The following is a 15,635-nucleotide window of genomic DNA, read 5'->3' as shown; positions in this document are numbered from 1 at the left end:
GCAGGCGCGGCAGCACAGAAATACGGTGTGGGTCAGACGGGCAGTTCCTTGCCCTTGCCTTCCCTGGCCGCGAGCGCGGCAATGATCCCCAGAACGCTGGTGGTGAGGACGATGACCGGGACGTAGACGACGCGGCTCGCGTCGCCCGCCAGCATGAAGGTGGCGGCCATGGGTGCCAGGCCGCTGATCGCTCCACCGATCTGATATCCCATGGACGCCCCCGTGTACCTGGTGCGCGTGGTGAACAGTTCGGCGAGCAGTGCACTGAATGCGCCGTACATCATCGAGTGTCCACACATCGACAGGATGAGGAACAGGAAGATCATGGGCATGTTGCCCTGCTGCATGAAGTGAAAGAGGAAGTACACCGAGGGCACCACCCAGATGGCGCCCGCGATCATGAGCGGACGTCGACCGATGTAGTCCGAGAAGAACCCGAACATCGGAACCAGGAAGAAACCTATCGCCCCCATGACGAATTCGTAGTCCAGAAGGGTATCGACCTGTACGTCGACGAGCTTTGCGTAGCCGTTCGAGAACGTGACGAAGATCTGGTACGCCACGGTGTGGGATGCGCCGAGGCAGATCGCGATGAGCAGGCTCTTACCGTGGTTTCTTACCACCTCGACGAGCGGTAGCTTGGTGGGCTTCGCGGGCGCATGTTCGAGTGCCTGCTTGAAGGCGGGCGTTTCCGAAACTCCGACGCGAATCCACAGCCCGACCAGTACGAGAAGCATCGAGGCCAAGAATGGTACGCGCCACAGCCACTCCTGCTGCTCGTCTGACGCGCGGGTGACGAGCGCGAACACGGCGGTGGCGAGGACTCCGCCGGCGGAGACGCCCATGACTCCGACGCTGCCCCAGAAACCTCTTCGCTTCTTTCCGAACGTTTCGACGAGCATCAACATCCCGCCACCCCATTCGGCGCCGGCACCGAGGCCTTGGATCACTCGAACCACGACGAGGATCAACGGTGCCCAGAATCCGATGCTCGCATAGCTGGGCAGCACGCCGACGACCGCAGTCGCCAGGCCCATCGTCATCATGCTGACGATGAGTACTTTCTTGCGTCCGTACTTGTCTCCGAAGTGCCCGCCGATGATGCCACCGATCGGCCGTGCGAGAAATCCGCCGGCGAGCGTGCCGAACGAGGCAACCGTCGCCATGGCCGGCGACATGTTCGCGAAGAAAACGGACGGAAAATACAAAGCGGCGGCGATACCGTAGATGTAGAAGTCGAACCACTCGGTGACGGTTCCGATGAACGTGGAACTGACGACCCGGGCTCGTTCCGAGGACGAAATCTGTGGTTTCGCTTCCACCGTGGGCATAGTCATAGATCGGCCTTCTCCGTAGATTGTGCGGGCGACGAGATTCGAAGGCCTGAAAGATTCCAGGGCGCAGGGTGTTCGGTGGCATGCATGTATGCGATGACCCGAAGTGCGCAGTTCTGGCCGAATCGACTGGTGCGCCGGGGTTACGGTCGACTGTGTCACGCGACACAATAGAAGTCAATGCCCGTACATTCTTGGTTCGGCCCGCATTGCGGTTTCGGGATAGCTGTCAGGAGCTTGACAATCAAGTGATGGACGTCATAGTGTGCTGGAGGATGTAGCGCTGGGGTCGCCGGTGTGGCCGGCCGCCTCGCGTGACGGGCGGCGGCAGACGGCGCTGCCGCCCGGCATGAAAACGGACAGCGAACGAAGTGCGGCAGGACAATTCACGGCCGCCAATCGGAAGGATCGAATGTGACGACGCTCATTCTCGGCAGCAACGGGTTCATCGGACGTCGGTTGACGAGCCTGTTGGCAAGTCAGGGCGAAGAGGTCGTCGGAATGGACATTGCACCGCCACCGGCCGGATTCGAAGACCTGGCGCCACAAGTGCGTTTCATTCGCGGCGATCTGCGTCGGTTCGACGATGTCGTCGCGAGCATGTTGTCGGTGCGGCCCACCCGTGTCGTCAACCTCGCGTACATGCTCGGTAGCGATCACCCGCCGCACGTGGCGCAGCAACTGAACATCGTCGGCATGGATAATTGTTTCGAGGCCTCGCGCTTGGCCGACGTCGAGCACGTCGTCTTCGGAAGCTCGCTCGCCGTGAACGGCAAGCAGACCTATTTCGGGGACCGGTTCGTCACCGAGGACGACCACCTGTACGGCATCGGATATCAGTACGCCACCCACAAAATCTTCAACGAGTGGCAAGCCAAGGACTACCGCGAAAAGCACGGTATGAACATCACTGCGGTGCGTCCGGCGAACGTGTCCGGCCACGACAAAGTGTTCGGCTCGGTCGATCACGTACAGGTCATTACCGGTCCGGCGTTGGGGCGTCCGGTTTCCTTCCCGTTCGCCGACGCAATGCGCTCACCCATTCACGTCGACGATGTGGCGGCGATTTTCGCGAAGATCACTCTCACAGCCGAGCCGAAGCACAACGTGTACAACACCGGCGGAACCGCGACGAGTCTCGGCGAATTGGCCGACCTGGTACGGGAGTTCATCCCCGAGGCGGACATCTCGTTCGACAAGGAGACCGGCGGTAAGGCCGACTGCACCAACTACCTCATCGACAACACCAGGCTCCGGGAGGAGTTCGGTTTCGAGTTCCCGACACTGCGTGAGCGCGTTCAGAAGATCATCACCGACGTGCGAGCAGAGCAGGGCACGGGCGCAGTGGCCGCGGGTGTCTGAGGTGACACCGTCCGTTTCGGCTTCGGTCGACCACCTCCCGGTCGATCACCACCCGGTCGACTACGAGGTGTACGCCCTCCGCTACGCAAGCCGCGGAGGAGACAAAGCGACGGAGTTCTTCCGATTCGACTCTTACGACGAGCCCAACGAAGACGTGCAGATCGACTACTTCTTCTGGCTGATTCGTTCGCCCGAGCGAATCATTCTGGTCGACTGCGGGTTCGACGAGGATGCCGGGATAGCCAAGGGCCGCAGGATGGATACCCATCCTCTTCGCTTGCTCGATTCTCTCGATATCGCCGCGGCCGACGTCGACGAGGTGATCGTGTCGCACATGCATTTCGACCACGTCGGTAATATGCTGCTCTTTCCCAACGCTCACTTCACGATGGGCCGGGCCGAGTACGACTTCTGGACCGGCCCCCGAGCCGAGCGCGCCCTCTTCGAGTGGACCCTGCCGCGGCCTGCACTGCGGGCTGTCGAACAGCTTCGAGGAGACGGCCGGCTGGCGCTGGTGGAGGGTGCGCACGAGGTGGCGACGGGAGTGACGGTGACGCCCATGGGTGGGCACACTCCCGGTCTGCTCGTGACTCGGGTGTCGACGGCGTCAGGTGAGGTGGTTCTCGCCTCGGATGCTGTTCACTCCTATGAAGAACTCGACCTGGACCGACCGTACAACCTCTTCACCGACCTGGAGCAGGTGTACGCGACCTATGACGCGCTCCGTGCACTCGACGCACGGGACGACGCATGGGTGGTTCCCGGACATGATCCGTTGGTGCGCAGGCATTTCGGTTCCGTCCACCACCCGGATTGCTTCGATCTGACTGCTCCACCGAACCGACCGACTGCACAACGGACAGGGACGACCTCATGAACGATCGACCAGAACCCACCATGGCTCAGAAGGCCTTGGGAACCTACGCCCCCGCATTGGCAAAGTTGACCGACGACGTCCTCTTCGGCGATGTGTGGTCCAGGCCCGAACTGTCGCGCCGTGATCGAAGCTTGATCACCGTCGTCGCGCTGGTGGCAGGGGGCAACACCGAACAATTGCGTGGGCACCTCGCGTTGGCGAAGACCAACGGGGTCACCGAGGCGGAGGTGGAGGAAGCATTCACACACCTCGCCTTCTATGCCGGTTGGCCGAGAGCCATGTCGGCCTGTGCTGTTGCTCGATCGGTGTACGGCGTCGACTGACACTAGTCGCACGTCTGCCGGGATTTCGTTTTGTCACCGAAAGGTTCTCTGTGAGTACAACTTCCGTCATCATCGCTGGTGCCCGCACCCCGATCGGCAAGCTTCAAGGCGGTCTTGCCGGCCTTTCCGGGGTCGAACTCGGCGCCGTTGCGATCGAAGCGGCTCTGGAGAAGGCCGGCATCGCACCCGATCGAGTGGACTACGTGATCATGGGGCAGGTTCTGACTGCGGGCGCAGGTCAGATGCCGGCGCGGCAGGCCGCAGCGCAGGCCGGAATCCCGATGTCCGTCCCGGCGTTGAACATCAACAAAGTGTGTCTGTCGGGCATCGAATCGATCATCTTGGCAGACCAGTTCATCAAGTCCGGTGCGTTCGACGTTGTGGTGGCCGGCGGTATGGAGTCCATGAGCCAAGCCCCTCATATGCTTCCTGGTTCGCGCAACGGCTACAAGTACGGCGATGTCACGCTGGTCGACCACATGGCGTTCGATGGGTTACACGACGCGTTCACCGATCAGCCGATGGGCCTGCTCACCGAGATCGGTAACGACCGCGACGTCATCTCGCGGGAGGACCAGGATGCATTCGCAGCCCGCTCGCACCGGCTGGCCGCGGCCGCCTGGGGCAACGGAGTCTTCGACGACGAAGTGGTCCCGGTGACGGTGGCTGGGCGGCGTGGGACGTCCACGACTGTCACGCGAGACGAAGGAATTCGCGCGGATACCACCGAGGCGAGCCTTGCGGGCCTGCGCGGAGCGTTCCGGACCGGTGGTTCCGTCACCGCGGGTAACGCGTCGAGCATCAACGACGGTGCGTGCGCGCTGATCGTGATGAGCAAGACGCTCGCGGAAGCGCAAGGCTTGACGTGGCTGGCCGAGATCGGCGAGCACGGCATGGTCTCCGGGCCCGACTCGGGTTTGCAACTCCAACCCTCCTCGGCGATCGAAAAGGCCTGCAAGAAAGCAGGAATTTCGACAGTCGATCTGGATCTCGTCGAGATCAACGAAGCGTTTGCCGCAGTGGGGATCGCATCGACGCGGGCGATGGGTATCGATCCTGCCGTCGTGAACGTCAACGGTGGGGCGATCGCTCTGGGGCACCCGATCGGCATGTCCGGTGCCCGTGTCGCGCTGCACCTCGCGCTCGAACTACGGCGTCGAGGCGGTGGAACGGGCGCGGCGGCGCTGTGCGGCGGCGGTGGCCAGGGAGATGCGTTGATACTTCGCGTTCCGTCCCGGTCCGCATGACGGCGACGGCATCTGGTTCGCACGTCACAATCGACGGAAGCGTTCTGCGAATTGTGATTTCGACAGCCGAGCGGGGGACGTCCCTGTCGCCCGACGGGATCCAAGAAGGCGCGGCGGCACTGAAGCGGCTCGATCCTGCGGTGCGAGCCGTTCTGCTCGTGGGCGACGGTGCGAACTTCTGTTCTGGTGGGGACGTGCGAGCGTTTGCCTCCGCGCCCGATCGCGGCGCCTTCGTGTCGGAGATGGCACGCGATCTCCACGCGTTCGTCCGAGCGGTCGTGGCGTCGCCCGTGCCGGTGGTAGCAGCCGTGCAGGGATGGGCTGCGGGTGCAGGGTTGTCTGTCGTGCTCCACGCGGACATCGCACTCGGTGACTCGTCTACGAAGCTGAGGCCCGCCTATCCAGGGATCGGTTTCACCCCCGACGGTGGTATGTCTTGGCTGTTGCCTCGCATCGTGGGCGTGGCGCGGGCTCGGGAGATATTGCTGACAGATTCTGTTCTGGCGGCGGACGAGGCGGTGAAGCTGGGGTTGCTCAGCCGACTCGTGCCGCTCGGCGAGGTGCGCGACGAGGCCGCGCGCGTAGCTGAATCCTTTGCAGGCGGGCCTGTTTCGACATATCGTCGGATTCGCCAACTGCTGGCTGGGTCGCCGGACCGATCGTTGACCGATCATCTCGACGCCGAAGCCGCGGCTATCAGTGCAGCGGCGGTGAGCCCGGCCGGAATCGAGGGGGTCGACGCGTTCGTTGCCAAACGGCCGGCAGCCTTCGGCGACCTTCGGGGCTAGTGCGTGAGTGGGCTGCCCGCTCGCGCACAGTGCTACTGCGCAAATGCGGTTGCTGATTGTCGTTTCCGCACACCGAGTGCAACCACTGTCGACACGACGAGCAGTACCGTCGCTACCGCCAAGCTTGTCTGCACGCCGGTGTCGAGGCCCTGATGCGCGACGAGTGAGCCGAATATGCCTATCGCAAGAGCGCCGCCGATCTGTCTGCTGGTGTTGAGGACGCCCCCGGCGGTTCCCGCGTGTTCGGCCGGCACCGAGTCGAACAGCATTGCTGTCACCGCGGGCATCGCAAGCGCCCCGCCGAGCCCCACCGGCACCATGAACAGCGCCAGAATCGGTACCGGTGCCCGAGATGCCCACAGCCACAACAACCCCAGCCCGAGCGCCATCATCGCCATGCCGAGTGTGACGGGTACCCGCGGGCCGTATCGTGCCGTGGCCCGTCCTGCGACCACATTCATGATGGACACCAGAAGCGTCATCGGCATGAACGCGAGACCGGTCTGCAGTACCGAGAGCCCACGCTCCTGTTGGTAATAGAGGCTGAACAGAAAGACCATCCCGTAGTAGCCGACCATGAACGCGAATCCGGTGAACACGGCAATCGTGACCGGCCGTGAGCTGAACAGATCCAGCGGGACCATGGGGTGGCGTCCGTACTTCTGGGCGCACAGGAAAATCACCGAACCCACGACTGCCGCCACAGCCGCGCCGACGATTCTGGGGTCGGCGATGCCTACGGCACCCACTTCGATGACACCGTAGGTCAGTGATGCCAAGGCTGTGAGAGCGCTGATCTGGCCAGCCCAGTCGAACGGCACGGTCCGGCGGGCGGATGTCGGAATACGCGCCAGCAGAACGAACATCACGAGCCCGACGGGGATGTTGACCAGAAATATGAGTCTCCAGCTCACCAGGCTCATGGAGCCGCCCAGCAGCGGCCCTGCTGCCGCTGCGACAGCGCCGCCGAGCGCCCAGATGCCGATGGCGCGCGCTCGCCGCGCGGAGTCGGGGAATGCCTCGCGCAGAAGCGCAAGCGAGCTCGGCGTGATGAGGGCAGCGCCGACGCCTTGTAGGAGCCTGCCGGCGATCAACGAGCCGAGACTGGGTGCGAACGCGCAGGCTGCCGACGCAAGCACGAATACGATCAGGCCCAGGCAGTACGTGCGGCGGGCGCCGATGCGATCGGATAGCGCACCCGCGAACAGCAGCAGCGCCGCGAACATGAGCGTGTACCCATCCACCACCCATTGCAGGCCGGTGATCCCGCCGCCGACATCACCGGCGATCTGGGGGAGAGCAACGATCACCACCAACGCATCGAGAGTGATGACGAAGAAGCCGAGCAATGCGACGACGAGTGATGCGGTGTCGGTCGCAGGTCGGGTCGATCCACTGGACACTTTTGTCATCCTGTCTGTCGCAATGAGGTTGCGACAAAAGTAGTTCGGCGCAATTTGCATTGTCAGGAACCAATCTGTCTGGTCATTGACATTAGCCGTCAGGGTGCTCGATAGTGAAGCCGGGCTGCGCCGGTCGGCGCGCACGCCATCGAATTTGAGGAGACCTCGTGAAAATCGAAGGAGCTGTCGCAGTCGTCACCGGCGGTGCGTCAGGACTCGGGTATGCAACCGCCGAAGCGCTCGTAGCGCGAGGGGCGTCGGTGGTACTGCTCGACTTGGCGTCGTCGAACGGTGAAGCGGCCGCGCAGGCGCTGGGCGAGCGAGCCCACTTCGTCGGCGCCGACGTCACCTCGCCCGAAGACGTGGCAGCAGCAGTGGATTTCGCCGATAGCCTCGGAGACGTAAGGATCGTGGTGAACTGCGCAGGTGTGGCAACACCGGGCAAAGTTCTCGGCCGATCCGGACCGCTCCCCCTCGACGATTTCGAGCGAGTGGTTCGGATCAACTTGATCGGCACCTTCAACGTTCTCCGGTTGGCTTCGGAGAAGATTGCGCGCACCGAGCCGATCGACGGTGAACGTGGTGTCGTGATCGATACTGCGTCGGTAGCCGCATTCGACGGTCAGATCGGGCAGGCAGCCTATGCGGCGTCCAAAGGCGGGGTTGCAGCCATGACGCTTCCCGTCGCACGAGAACTCGCTCGCAGTCTTGTCCGTGTGGTCGCGATCGCTCCGGGCATCTTCGAAACCCCGATGATGGCCGGACTACCCGAAGACGCTCAGAAGTCACTCGGTCAGCAGGTGCCGCATCCGTCGAGGCTCGGCAAGGCGTCCGAATACGCTGCGCTTGCGCTGCACATTATCGACAACCCCATGCTCAACGGGGAGACCATCCGGCTGGACGGCGCCATCCGTATGGGACCACGCTGAACACGTGTGAGGTACGCGGGCTGAACCGGCCGCCGAACGAGCGCTGACCCCCTCGAATCCGAGGGGGTCAGCGCTCGTTCAGGGGACGGCAGTGCTACTGCTGCAGATGAAATGCCGTGTACACCAGGGTGGCCGGTGCGTCGGACACGTTTCTCATGTCGTGCATACTGCCGGGCAACACGATGCTTTCGCCCATCTCCAGATCTGCTCCGCCGACCTCGAGATCGACGCGAATTCGCCCGGAGACCACAGTGATGACGAACAGTGAATCGCTGGTGTGCAGGCCTTGCGCGGAGCTCCCGCCGTCGACAGCCGACTCGGGCGGAAGCGTGTACGTTCGAACCACGGTCCCGTTTCCGGGGGCCACGACATCCATTTCGGAGTGGCTGTAGCCGTCGTCGCCGGCCGTCGCGGGGAAGTTCCTTTGGCGCCAAAGCTCATGCAGTGCAGCTCCATTGGGTCTGACAGTTGCTGGAGTGGCTGTGTCGTCGACAATTACCGCCGAACGACCCTCGTTGTCGGTGCCCACCACTACGCGTCGCGCTACGAGCATCTTCTCTCGACTGGTCACAGGGGTTACTCCTAGTTCGCTCGAGCGGGTCGTCTCTTACAGTGCTGCTTCGGTGGATCCGACTTCGCCGAGGTCGTCGTCCGCAGTCTCCTTCATCAGCCAGACACTGATCAGGCCGAGCAGGCACAGTGCGGTCACGAACAGTCCGAACACGAAAGACCCTGCGGCGGCTATGATTGCGGCTCCGACCAATGGCGGTATTGCGCCTCCGATAATCTGCGCGACGCTGTAGCTGAACCCGCTCGCGGTGTAGCGGTAGCGGGTGTGGAACAACTCGGAGAGTACTGCTCCCACCGGACCGAGTGCTGCGCCGGCGAGAATGAGGGTGATGCAGAGCCCTATGCCGAAGGCCAGGGCTGTTCCGATGTTGAGGAACGGGAACAGAATCAGTGCCCACACCACGGCCAGCGAGTTGGCCCACAGGAGCGTCTTACGTCGTCCGAGGCGATCGGCGAGAACGCCGCCCGCGAGGATCGACGCTGCGTACATGACACCGCCGACGATTCCGAGGGTGAGGACCAGCGTGCGATCGAGACCCAGCTGAGTCGTCGCATAGTTGGGAAGGTACGCGGCACCGAGGTAGGAGAAGGTGGGGACGGTGACCACGATGCCGATGCCCAGCAGAATCTGACGGGGCTGGTTCTTGAGCGCCTCGATGAAGGGTAGCTTCGATGATCCGCTCCGTGCTTGCTCAGCCTTGAAAACGGGGGTCTCGTCGATCTTCAGGCGCACGTACAGACCGACAGCAACTAGAAGCGCGCTGAGGAGGAAGGGGATTCGCCAACCGTAGGACAGGAATGCCTCGTCGCTCATGCTTGCACTGGTGATGGCAAACACGGCGGGTGCCAGCGCAAGTGAGCAGCCGCCACCGAACGGCGGGATCATTGTCCAGAATCCACGCTTGCCCGGTGGCGCGTACTCAGCGGCGAAGTTGACAGCACCAGCCCACTCGCCGCCCGCGGCCAGTCCCTGGAAGATGCGCAGGACGACGATGAGTAGGGGTGCCCAGATTCCGATCTGGTCGGCGGTCGGCATCAAGCCGACCAGAATGGTCGCACCGCCCATCATCATGAGGGTGGTGACAAGGGTCTTCTTGCGACCGAGCCGGTCGCCGAAGTGCCCGAAGATGATGCTGCCGAGTGGGCGCGCGACGAGTGCAACACCGAGCGTTGCGAAGGAGGCGACGGTACCTGCAGCCGTTCCGAGAGCGGGGAAGAACACGTCACTGAAGACGAGCGCAGCGGCGAACCCGTAGATCAGGAAGTCGTAGAACTCGATCAGGGTTCCAGTGAAACTGGCCAGGCCGACTCGGCGCATAGATTTGCGTGATGTCCTGTCGACCTCGGTGAGTTCGTTGGTGCCGGCCGGTGGGGCCACCTGACCCTGCGGTGTTGTCATCGCTCATCCTCGTTGCCGGTCGCCGACGGTCTCGACGCTGGGTGGTCACTCTCTGAATGCAGGAGCGCGCTGCGCGTATCACAGCCCGGCTTTTATATAACGCACGTCACAGTATTGTCAATAACCAGACTGACCGTTAGTTGACAAAAGTGAGCGTTCGGGCATCGGTTTCCGCGAGGAGCGTCTCGGTGGTGTGGACTCGACCCATGAGCGAGGGATCGGGCCGTGCGGGCTGTGGGGGTCCGCGGTAAACCCACCCAGGGCCTGTTCGGCGACGTCTGCCTGTTTGTAGTCGATGATGTCATTGGCGCCGTGCATCTTTGGCGGTTCGACTGTCTTCGGTCGTGAACCGACGGCGATGATGCTCACGGCTCCCCGAAACGCAGCGCCGGCCACTCCCATCACCCCGATAGGTCCGGTGCCGAGAACCACAACGGTGTAACCGAGTTCGATATTCATACAATCGACACCGGAAGCTGGTGGGCATCATGTCGGGAACCATCACCGCTTGGTCGTCGATGACGAAATCGGAAATGTGCGCGAGGTTCTGGTCGGCATCGAACGTTTTCACGAACGCGGAGAATGTTCCTGTGTCGTGCTCGTCCTCGGAGTAATACGGGCTGTTGGTCTGGTGATACTCGACTTCACCGCGCTGCGCCGCACGAAGACGCAAATCGGGAAGCCGGTGGGGATGATCACCGGATCGCCGGGTGCGAAGTCGGTGACCGATTCGCCGACGTGCTCGACCGCACCGCCCACGCACGGTGCCCTTCTCTTTCGGGATGACTTCTCGCACGGGTGAGAGCTCCTTGTCTGGAATGCAGGAGTGTTCATCCACGCGGCCGGTGACCGAAACACGTCCTGCGCAATCACTTTCGCACTGGATCGCCCGGCCGGCGCGTGTGAGGTACTGACGGTACGGGCCTCTGAAGCGCAATGTGTTGACGCTCAGTCCAGCGGCCCTTACTGTTGACGGGTAGTGGTGCACGTCACAAGTTTCTCCCACCCTGTCCAGTCCCTCGACATCGGGTGTGGACTCTATCTCTTCTCTCTCACGCAGGAGCCACACATGACATACGCCATCGATGCCCCATTCGATTTTCGCGACAGGCTGGGGGAGGGTCCGCACTGGGACGACAAGACCGGAACCCTGTTGCGGGTGGACGCATTCGGCGGCAAGATTCATCGCCTGGAACCGGATTCGGGCCGAAACGAAGAGCTGCTGTCCGTCTCGGGTGAGGTGGGATTCGTGGTGCCAACCACCGACGGGCGCACCGTCGCTGCTGTCGAGAACGAATTGGTCGAGCTCGGCGGCGAGGCACCGAAAATGATCGTGACGGTGGATGAGGGCAATCCCGATCTTCGGATCAACGACGGAAAATGCGACTCTCACGGTCGTGTCGTTTTCGGAACCATCTCTCGGTCCAGGCAACCGGTCGGGGCGCTGCACCGATTCGATTCGTCCGGTCGACACGACGTATTGGCTACGGGTATTTCGGTATCGAACGGGATGGGGTGGGACAATGATCTGGACCGTTTCTATTACATCGATTCGTGGGCGCAGCGCATCGACGTCTTCGACTACGACGTCGCGAGTGGGGATGTGGGCAGCCGGCGGCCGTTCGTCGAGATCCCACAGGAGGACGGACTGCCTGACGGCATGGCGATCGATAGCGAGGGTGGCGTCTGGGTCGCTCTTTTCGGTGCGGGGGAGGTCCGCCGTTACGCTCCCGATGGTTTGATCAGCGAAAAGGTTTCGATGCCCGCAACCTACGTTACTAGCATCGCATTCGGTGGCGCTGATCTGAAAACCGCATACGTGACATCGGGATACGACGAATTCGATGCGGCACAGCGAGTACGAGAACCACTTGCGGGCGCTCTGCTTACGTTCTCCGCAGGTGTGGCCGGGGCCCGCTGTGCCACGTTCGAGCCGCCGGTGGTCTGACAGGCCGACAGGTTTGCTCAACCTTTTGTAAAGGAGATGTCAGTCAGGCGGTTGACTAAAAATGAAGCTCGGAACTACTGTGCATGCATGACCGAATTCGTCACACTCGACGTTATCGATGGCGTCGGAACCATCCGACTGGCACGACCACCCATGAACGCGCTGAACCGGCAGGTTCAGACCGAGCTTCGGGCAGCCGTTGTCGAGGCAACGCAAAATTCGTCTGTGGCTGCAGTCGTCGTCCGGGGGAGCGACAAGGTCTTTGCCGCAGGCGCGGACGTGAAAGAGCTCGCGGATCTGAACTACGACGAGATCAGCCGCGTCGCAGCGGATCTGCAGTTCGATCTGGCGTCGATATCGCAGATTCCGAAACCGACTGTCGCCGCGATCAACGGTTACGCACTGGGAGGTGGCCTGGAGATTGCACTGTCGGCGGACTATCGAATTGCGGCCGTCGACGCCAAGCTCGGTGTGCCGGAGATTCTGCTCGGGGTCATTCCCGGTGGCGGCGGAACGCAGCGCCTCGCCAGGCTCATCGGACCGTCGAAGGCGAAGAACCTGATGTACACGGGCCGCTTCGTCGGCGCCGACGAAGCATTCCGAATTGGGTTGGTGGACGAGGTCGTGGCGTCGGCGGACGTATACGACACAGCACTGCGGTGGGCATCGCAGTTCGCCTCCGGGCCGGCGCAAGCTCTGGCTGCGGTCAAAGCTTCGGTGGACCGAGGGCTCGACACCGACTTGGATCAAGGCCTAGCCGTGGAGAGAGACCTCTTCTGTGGCCTCTTCGAGACCGAGGACCGCCGGATCGGTATGAGTTCGTTCATGGAGAACGGTCCGGGCAAGGCGACTTTCGTCGGGCGATAGGAAGCCGTCGGTGAGCGCGGGTACGCTCGTCCTTCTTCGTCACGCGCAGAGTGTCGGGAATGCGCGGAACCGTTTTGCCGGTTGGTCCGACATTGCATTGACCGAGAAGGGACGTCTCGGTGCAATGAACGCTGGGCTTCTGCTCGCCAGTAGCGACGTACTGCCTGACGTAGTCCACACTTCACTCTTGCGGCGTGCTATTGACACCGCATCGATCGCTCTGGACGCCGCTGACAGGCACTGGATCCCGGCGCAACGCTCGTGGCGACTCAACGAGCGGCATTACGGCGCTTTGCAGGGTCGTGACCGAGACGGTGCTGCCGCGGAATGGGGTGCCCACCAAGTGCGAATGTGGCGAAGGAGTTTCCGCGCTCGCCCGCCGTCGCTGCCCGGTGAAGGCGCTCGACAGCAACTCTCCGGCTATCGCTACGCAGGTATCGCAGATGTGCCTAACGGTGAGTCTCTCGCTGATGTTCACGAGCGAGTGGTGCCGTACTACCTCGACGAGATCATCCCCGATCTCGATGCGGGGAGAACGGTTTTGGTCGTGTCGCACGGCAACACTCTGCGCGCCTTGTTGAAACATCTGGATGAGATTTCCGACGACCAGATCGACACTGTCGAGGTGCCCATCGGTCGACCACTTCGCTATCGGTTCGACGATGCTCTGTGTCCCATCGTGACGGGTGGGGTATACCTGTAAGTGATTCCAATCTCCGGTGCCGCTCGTGGCCGTCGGATCCCTCACAGTGGCGTCTTGCAACTACGTTGTGATGATGATGGTCGTCGCTCGGCGGATCCAGGGAATGGGCGATCGCGTATTTACGTTGGCGTTACGCATCATTCGTGACGAGTTGCGGACGTAAAGTCCCCGGCGCCGTGGGAATCACTGCGCTCTTGCTTGGAAGTGGAGTCGAGGCCACGATGTCGCCTCGATCTCAATAGGTGCTGGCCACGGTCTTCGTCGCGATCCACCGGCCGGCAGATCGGGCGTAATCGGTGGTCAGTTGCAGGTTCCACGTCCTCCGATGGCCCCAAATGCAAGCGTCCACCACGCTTTGGCCGACGACGGTGCCGATTTCGCCGACGCTGTCGAGCGAGGTTCGGTGTTCGCGAGCGGAGAAGTACCGCATCTCGCCCGATTCGATCTGCTTCAGCCAATCCTTCTTCGTCTGCGTGTGCCCGGTCATGTGGGTCAACGTGTACTCCTCGGCCAGGAGATCGTCGAGCAGATCGGTGTCTTGTTCGACCATGCCCCGGTACATCGAGCGATATGCACTCAACAGGTCGGCTTCGCCACACATCATGAGTCTTTTCGGCGGCCGGCGATACGCAATTCGCTTGCTCGTCCGACGGCGTCGAGTTCGGCGCAATTCCATTCTGTCATTGTGTCCGCACCTTTCAGATCCCTTGTCAATCCAGGTGAGTCAGCATTATCACCAGACCGATCACTGATGTGAACGGCAGGGCCATGGTTCTGCTCATTGCCCAACGGTAGGCGTACGCACGTGACCGGGGGAGGCACTGGCAGTACCTGGAGGGACAATGAATCTCCCGAGCTGGGCGTCCACGTCCCCAGCGATCCGAGAACATCGCCACGGTGCGTCGTCGGCGTCCACCTCGACTGTCGGTATTCTCATCTCTGTAGCGCGAACCGGCCGGAGGGCGTCGACTTGGAGCTGTCCGCCTGGATACGCGTCAGTCCTTCTTGCATGACAGCAGCCACCATTCGCCCACTCGAGTCGAAGATTTCGCCGCGCGTCAGTGCCCGTCCGTCCGCGGCCGACGGGGAACTTTGGTCGTAGAGCAGCCACTCGTCTGCCCTGAACGGCCGCAGAAACCACAGAGCGTGGTCGAGCGATGCTGCTTGCACCGCGACCCCAGGATGTTTCGCCATCGCTGAGCGAAGGAGCATCATGTCGCTCATATAGGTCAGGGCGGAGACGTGAAGCGAGTGTTCGTCCGGCAGCGGCGCTCGATAGCGAAACCAAACTTGTTGACCTGACGCGGTAACCGACGTGCCGTCCTCCGCCGGTTGTGTCAAGCGGATGTCCCACTCCTTCCACTCTTCGTACAGCGAGTCGCCGTACTCGGACAATGTCTGCGGGTCCGGCAGCGATGCTGGTTCGACCACGGTCGGCATCGGGTCCTGATGAGAAATACCTGAATCGGCGGCATGGAACGATGCCGACATCGTGAAGATCGCTTCGCCGTCCTGGACTCCCGTTACCCGCCTCGTGCAGAAGGAGCGCCCGTCTCGTACCCGGTCGACCGAGTAAACAGTCGGCGCAAGGGGATTGCCGGGCCGCAAGAAGTATCCGTGCAGCGAATGGACGCGAACGTTGTCCTCTACGGTCCCGACGGCGGACATCAAGGCTTGCCCCGCCACCTGGCCGCCGAACGTTCGCTGCAGCTTGCTCTCGATGGTGCGTCCGCGAAAAATGTCTCGATCCATGGGCTCGAGGGTGAGAATGTCTTCGATGTTTGCCACCACTTGACTGTACGGGACGGTACTACATTCTCGGCCGTCGGATTCGAGAAATCGTCGAGCCGAGCATGGGTGTGATCTTGACTGCTGATCGGTATGG

At 62.2% G+C, this 15,635-nt stretch carries 16 protein-coding genes; 10 read left to right on the top strand and 6 right to left on the bottom strand.

Going from position 1 to position 15,635, the window contains the following annotated elements:
* Nucleotides 1–32: 32 nt before the first annotated feature.
* Nucleotides 33–1,337 carry an MFS transporter gene (locus CH290_RS10250; RefSeq protein ID WP_080748645.1) on the bottom strand — a complete coding sequence of 435 codons (1,305 nt, stop codon included), beginning with the start codon at nucleotides 1,335–1,337 and terminating at the stop codon, nucleotides 33–35.
* Between the two features lie 411 nt (nucleotides 1,338–1,748).
* On the opposite strand from CH290_RS10250, the gene CH290_RS10245 reads away from it, so the two are divergent.
* From CH290_RS10245 to CH290_RS10225, 5 genes are read left to right on the top strand one after another with little or no spacing between them, the layout of a single operon-like run.
* Entirely contained in the window at nucleotides 1,749–2,696 is a 948-nt protein-coding gene (locus CH290_RS10245) for an NAD-dependent epimerase/dehydratase family protein (RefSeq protein WP_033188441.1), read from the top strand.
* A 1-nt stretch (nucleotide 2,697) separates the two neighbouring features.
* Complete coding sequence (locus tag CH290_RS10240) at nucleotides 2,698–3,573, top strand: N-acyl homoserine lactonase family protein (RefSeq protein ID WP_052083063.1); 876 nt, start codon at nucleotides 2,698–2,700, stop codon at nucleotides 3,571–3,573.
* The gene (locus CH290_RS10235; RefSeq protein ID WP_033188442.1) at nucleotides 3,570–3,896 is read left to right on the top strand and encodes a carboxymuconolactone decarboxylase family protein; all 327 of its coding nucleotides are present in this window, start codon (nucleotides 3,570–3,572) and stop codon (nucleotides 3,894–3,896) included. The genes CH290_RS10240 and CH290_RS10235 overlap by 4 nt, the downstream gene beginning before the upstream one ends.
* Before the next feature lie 50 nt (nucleotides 3,897–3,946).
* Complete coding sequence (locus CH290_RS10230) at nucleotides 3,947–5,143, top strand: acetyl-CoA C-acetyltransferase (RefSeq protein WP_033188443.1); 1,197 nt, start codon at nucleotides 3,947–3,949, stop codon at nucleotides 5,141–5,143.
* Nucleotides 5,140–5,931: an enoyl-CoA hydratase/isomerase family protein gene (locus tag CH290_RS10225; RefSeq protein ID WP_033188444.1), complete on the top strand. Its 792-nt coding sequence runs from the start codon at nucleotides 5,140–5,142 to the stop codon at nucleotides 5,929–5,931. Before CH290_RS10230 ends, CH290_RS10225 begins: the two co-directional genes overlap by 4 nt.
* Before the next feature lie 32 nt (nucleotides 5,932–5,963).
* Here CH290_RS10225 and CH290_RS10220 read toward each other — a convergent pair whose 3' ends face one another.
* Complete coding sequence (locus tag CH290_RS10220; protein WP_212555947.1) at nucleotides 5,964–7,334, bottom strand: MFS transporter; 1,371 nt, start codon at nucleotides 7,332–7,334, stop codon at nucleotides 5,964–5,966.
* A gap of 167 nt (nucleotides 7,335–7,501) precedes the next feature.
* Between CH290_RS10220 and CH290_RS10215 the strand changes: the two genes are divergently transcribed.
* Complete coding sequence (locus tag CH290_RS10215) at nucleotides 7,502–8,263, top strand: SDR family NAD(P)-dependent oxidoreductase (RefSeq protein ID WP_033188446.1); 762 nt, start codon at nucleotides 7,502–7,504, stop codon at nucleotides 8,261–8,263.
* A gap of 94 nt (nucleotides 8,264–8,357) precedes the next feature.
* On the opposite strand, the gene CH290_RS30530 is transcribed toward CH290_RS10215, so the two are convergent.
* Nucleotides 8,358–8,834 (bottom strand): cupin domain-containing protein, encoded by a 477-nt coding sequence (locus CH290_RS30530; protein WP_141216142.1) that lies wholly within the window; start codon nucleotides 8,832–8,834, stop codon nucleotides 8,358–8,360.
* Nucleotides 8,835–8,870: 36 nt separating this feature from the next.
* Nucleotides 8,871–10,232 (bottom strand): MFS transporter, encoded by a 1,362-nt coding sequence (locus CH290_RS10205; RefSeq protein WP_033188448.1) that lies wholly within the window; start codon nucleotides 10,230–10,232, stop codon nucleotides 8,871–8,873.
* A 508-nt stretch (nucleotides 10,233–10,740) separates the two neighbouring features.
* On the opposite strand from CH290_RS10205, the gene CH290_RS10195 reads away from it, so the two are divergent.
* The 4 genes from CH290_RS10195 (at nucleotide 10,741) to CH290_RS10180 (ending at nucleotide 13,750) form a co-directional block, all read left to right on the top strand.
* Complete coding sequence (locus CH290_RS10195) at nucleotides 10,741–11,034, top strand: hypothetical protein (RefSeq protein WP_052083065.1); 294 nt, start codon at nucleotides 10,741–10,743, stop codon at nucleotides 11,032–11,034.
* A gap of 267 nt (nucleotides 11,035–11,301) precedes the next feature.
* Nucleotides 11,302–12,180, top strand: a complete 879-nt coding sequence (locus CH290_RS10190) for an SMP-30/gluconolactonase/LRE family protein (RefSeq protein ID WP_052083066.1) — start codon at nucleotides 11,302–11,304, stop codon at nucleotides 12,178–12,180.
* Nucleotides 12,181–12,267: 87 nt separating this feature from the next.
* Entirely contained in the window at nucleotides 12,268–13,047 is a 780-nt protein-coding gene (locus CH290_RS10185; RefSeq protein ID WP_033188449.1) for an enoyl-CoA hydratase/isomerase family protein, read from the top strand.
* A gap of 10 nt (nucleotides 13,048–13,057) precedes the next feature.
* A complete protein-coding gene (locus CH290_RS10180; protein WP_033188508.1) occupies nucleotides 13,058–13,750 on the top strand; it encodes a 2,3-bisphosphoglycerate-dependent phosphoglycerate mutase in 693 nt (230 codons plus the stop codon).
* A 235-nt stretch (nucleotides 13,751–13,985) separates the two neighbouring features.
* Here CH290_RS10180 and CH290_RS10175 read toward each other — a convergent pair whose 3' ends face one another.
* Nucleotides 13,986–14,351 (bottom strand): nuclear transport factor 2 family protein, encoded by a 366-nt coding sequence (locus tag CH290_RS10175; RefSeq protein ID WP_254924969.1) that lies wholly within the window; start codon nucleotides 14,349–14,351, stop codon nucleotides 13,986–13,988.
* Nucleotides 14,352–14,683: 332 nt separating this feature from the next.
* Nucleotides 14,684–15,538: an acyl-CoA thioesterase gene (locus CH290_RS10170; protein WP_033188509.1), complete on the bottom strand. Its 855-nt coding sequence runs from the start codon at nucleotides 15,536–15,538 to the stop codon at nucleotides 14,684–14,686.
* Nucleotides 15,539–15,635 lie beyond the last annotated feature (97 nt).

Origin of the sequence: Rhodococcus sp. 06-156-4, assembly GCF_002259345.1 — a bacterium.
In the GTDB taxonomy this organism is placed as follows: Bacteria; Actinomycetota; Actinomycetes; order Mycobacteriales; family Mycobacteriaceae; genus Rhodococcoides; species Rhodococcoides fascians_E.
This window is presented reverse-complemented; position numbering and strand designations above follow the sequence as displayed.

What these genes read in the sequence shown, in the direction of transcription:
- CH290_RS10185 (WP_033188449.1), top strand. Translation starts at nt 12,268, where the DNA reads ATGACCGAATTCGTCACACTCGACGTTATCGATGGCGTCGGAACCATC.
- CH290_RS10190 (WP_052083066.1), top strand. Translation starts at nt 11,302, where the DNA reads ATGACATACGCCATCGATGCCCCATTCGATTTTCGCGACAGGCTGGGG.
- CH290_RS10225 (WP_033188444.1), top strand. Translation starts at nt 5,140, where the DNA reads ATGACGGCGACGGCATCTGGTTCGCACGTCACAATCGACGGAAGCGTT.
- CH290_RS10175 (WP_254924969.1), bottom strand. Translation starts at nt 14,351, where the DNA reads ATGTGTGGCGAAGCCGACCTGTTGAGTGCATATCGCTCGATGTACCGG.
- CH290_RS10250 (WP_080748645.1), bottom strand. Translation starts at nt 1,337, where the DNA reads ATGACTATGCCCACGGTGGAAGCGAAACCACAGATTTCGTCCTCGGAA.
- CH290_RS10235 (WP_033188442.1), top strand. Translation starts at nt 3,570, where the DNA reads ATGAACGATCGACCAGAACCCACCATGGCTCAGAAGGCCTTGGGAACC.
- CH290_RS10205 (WP_033188448.1), bottom strand. Translation starts at nt 10,232, where the DNA reads ATGACAACACCGCAGGGTCAGGTGGCCCCACCGGCCGGCACCAACGAA.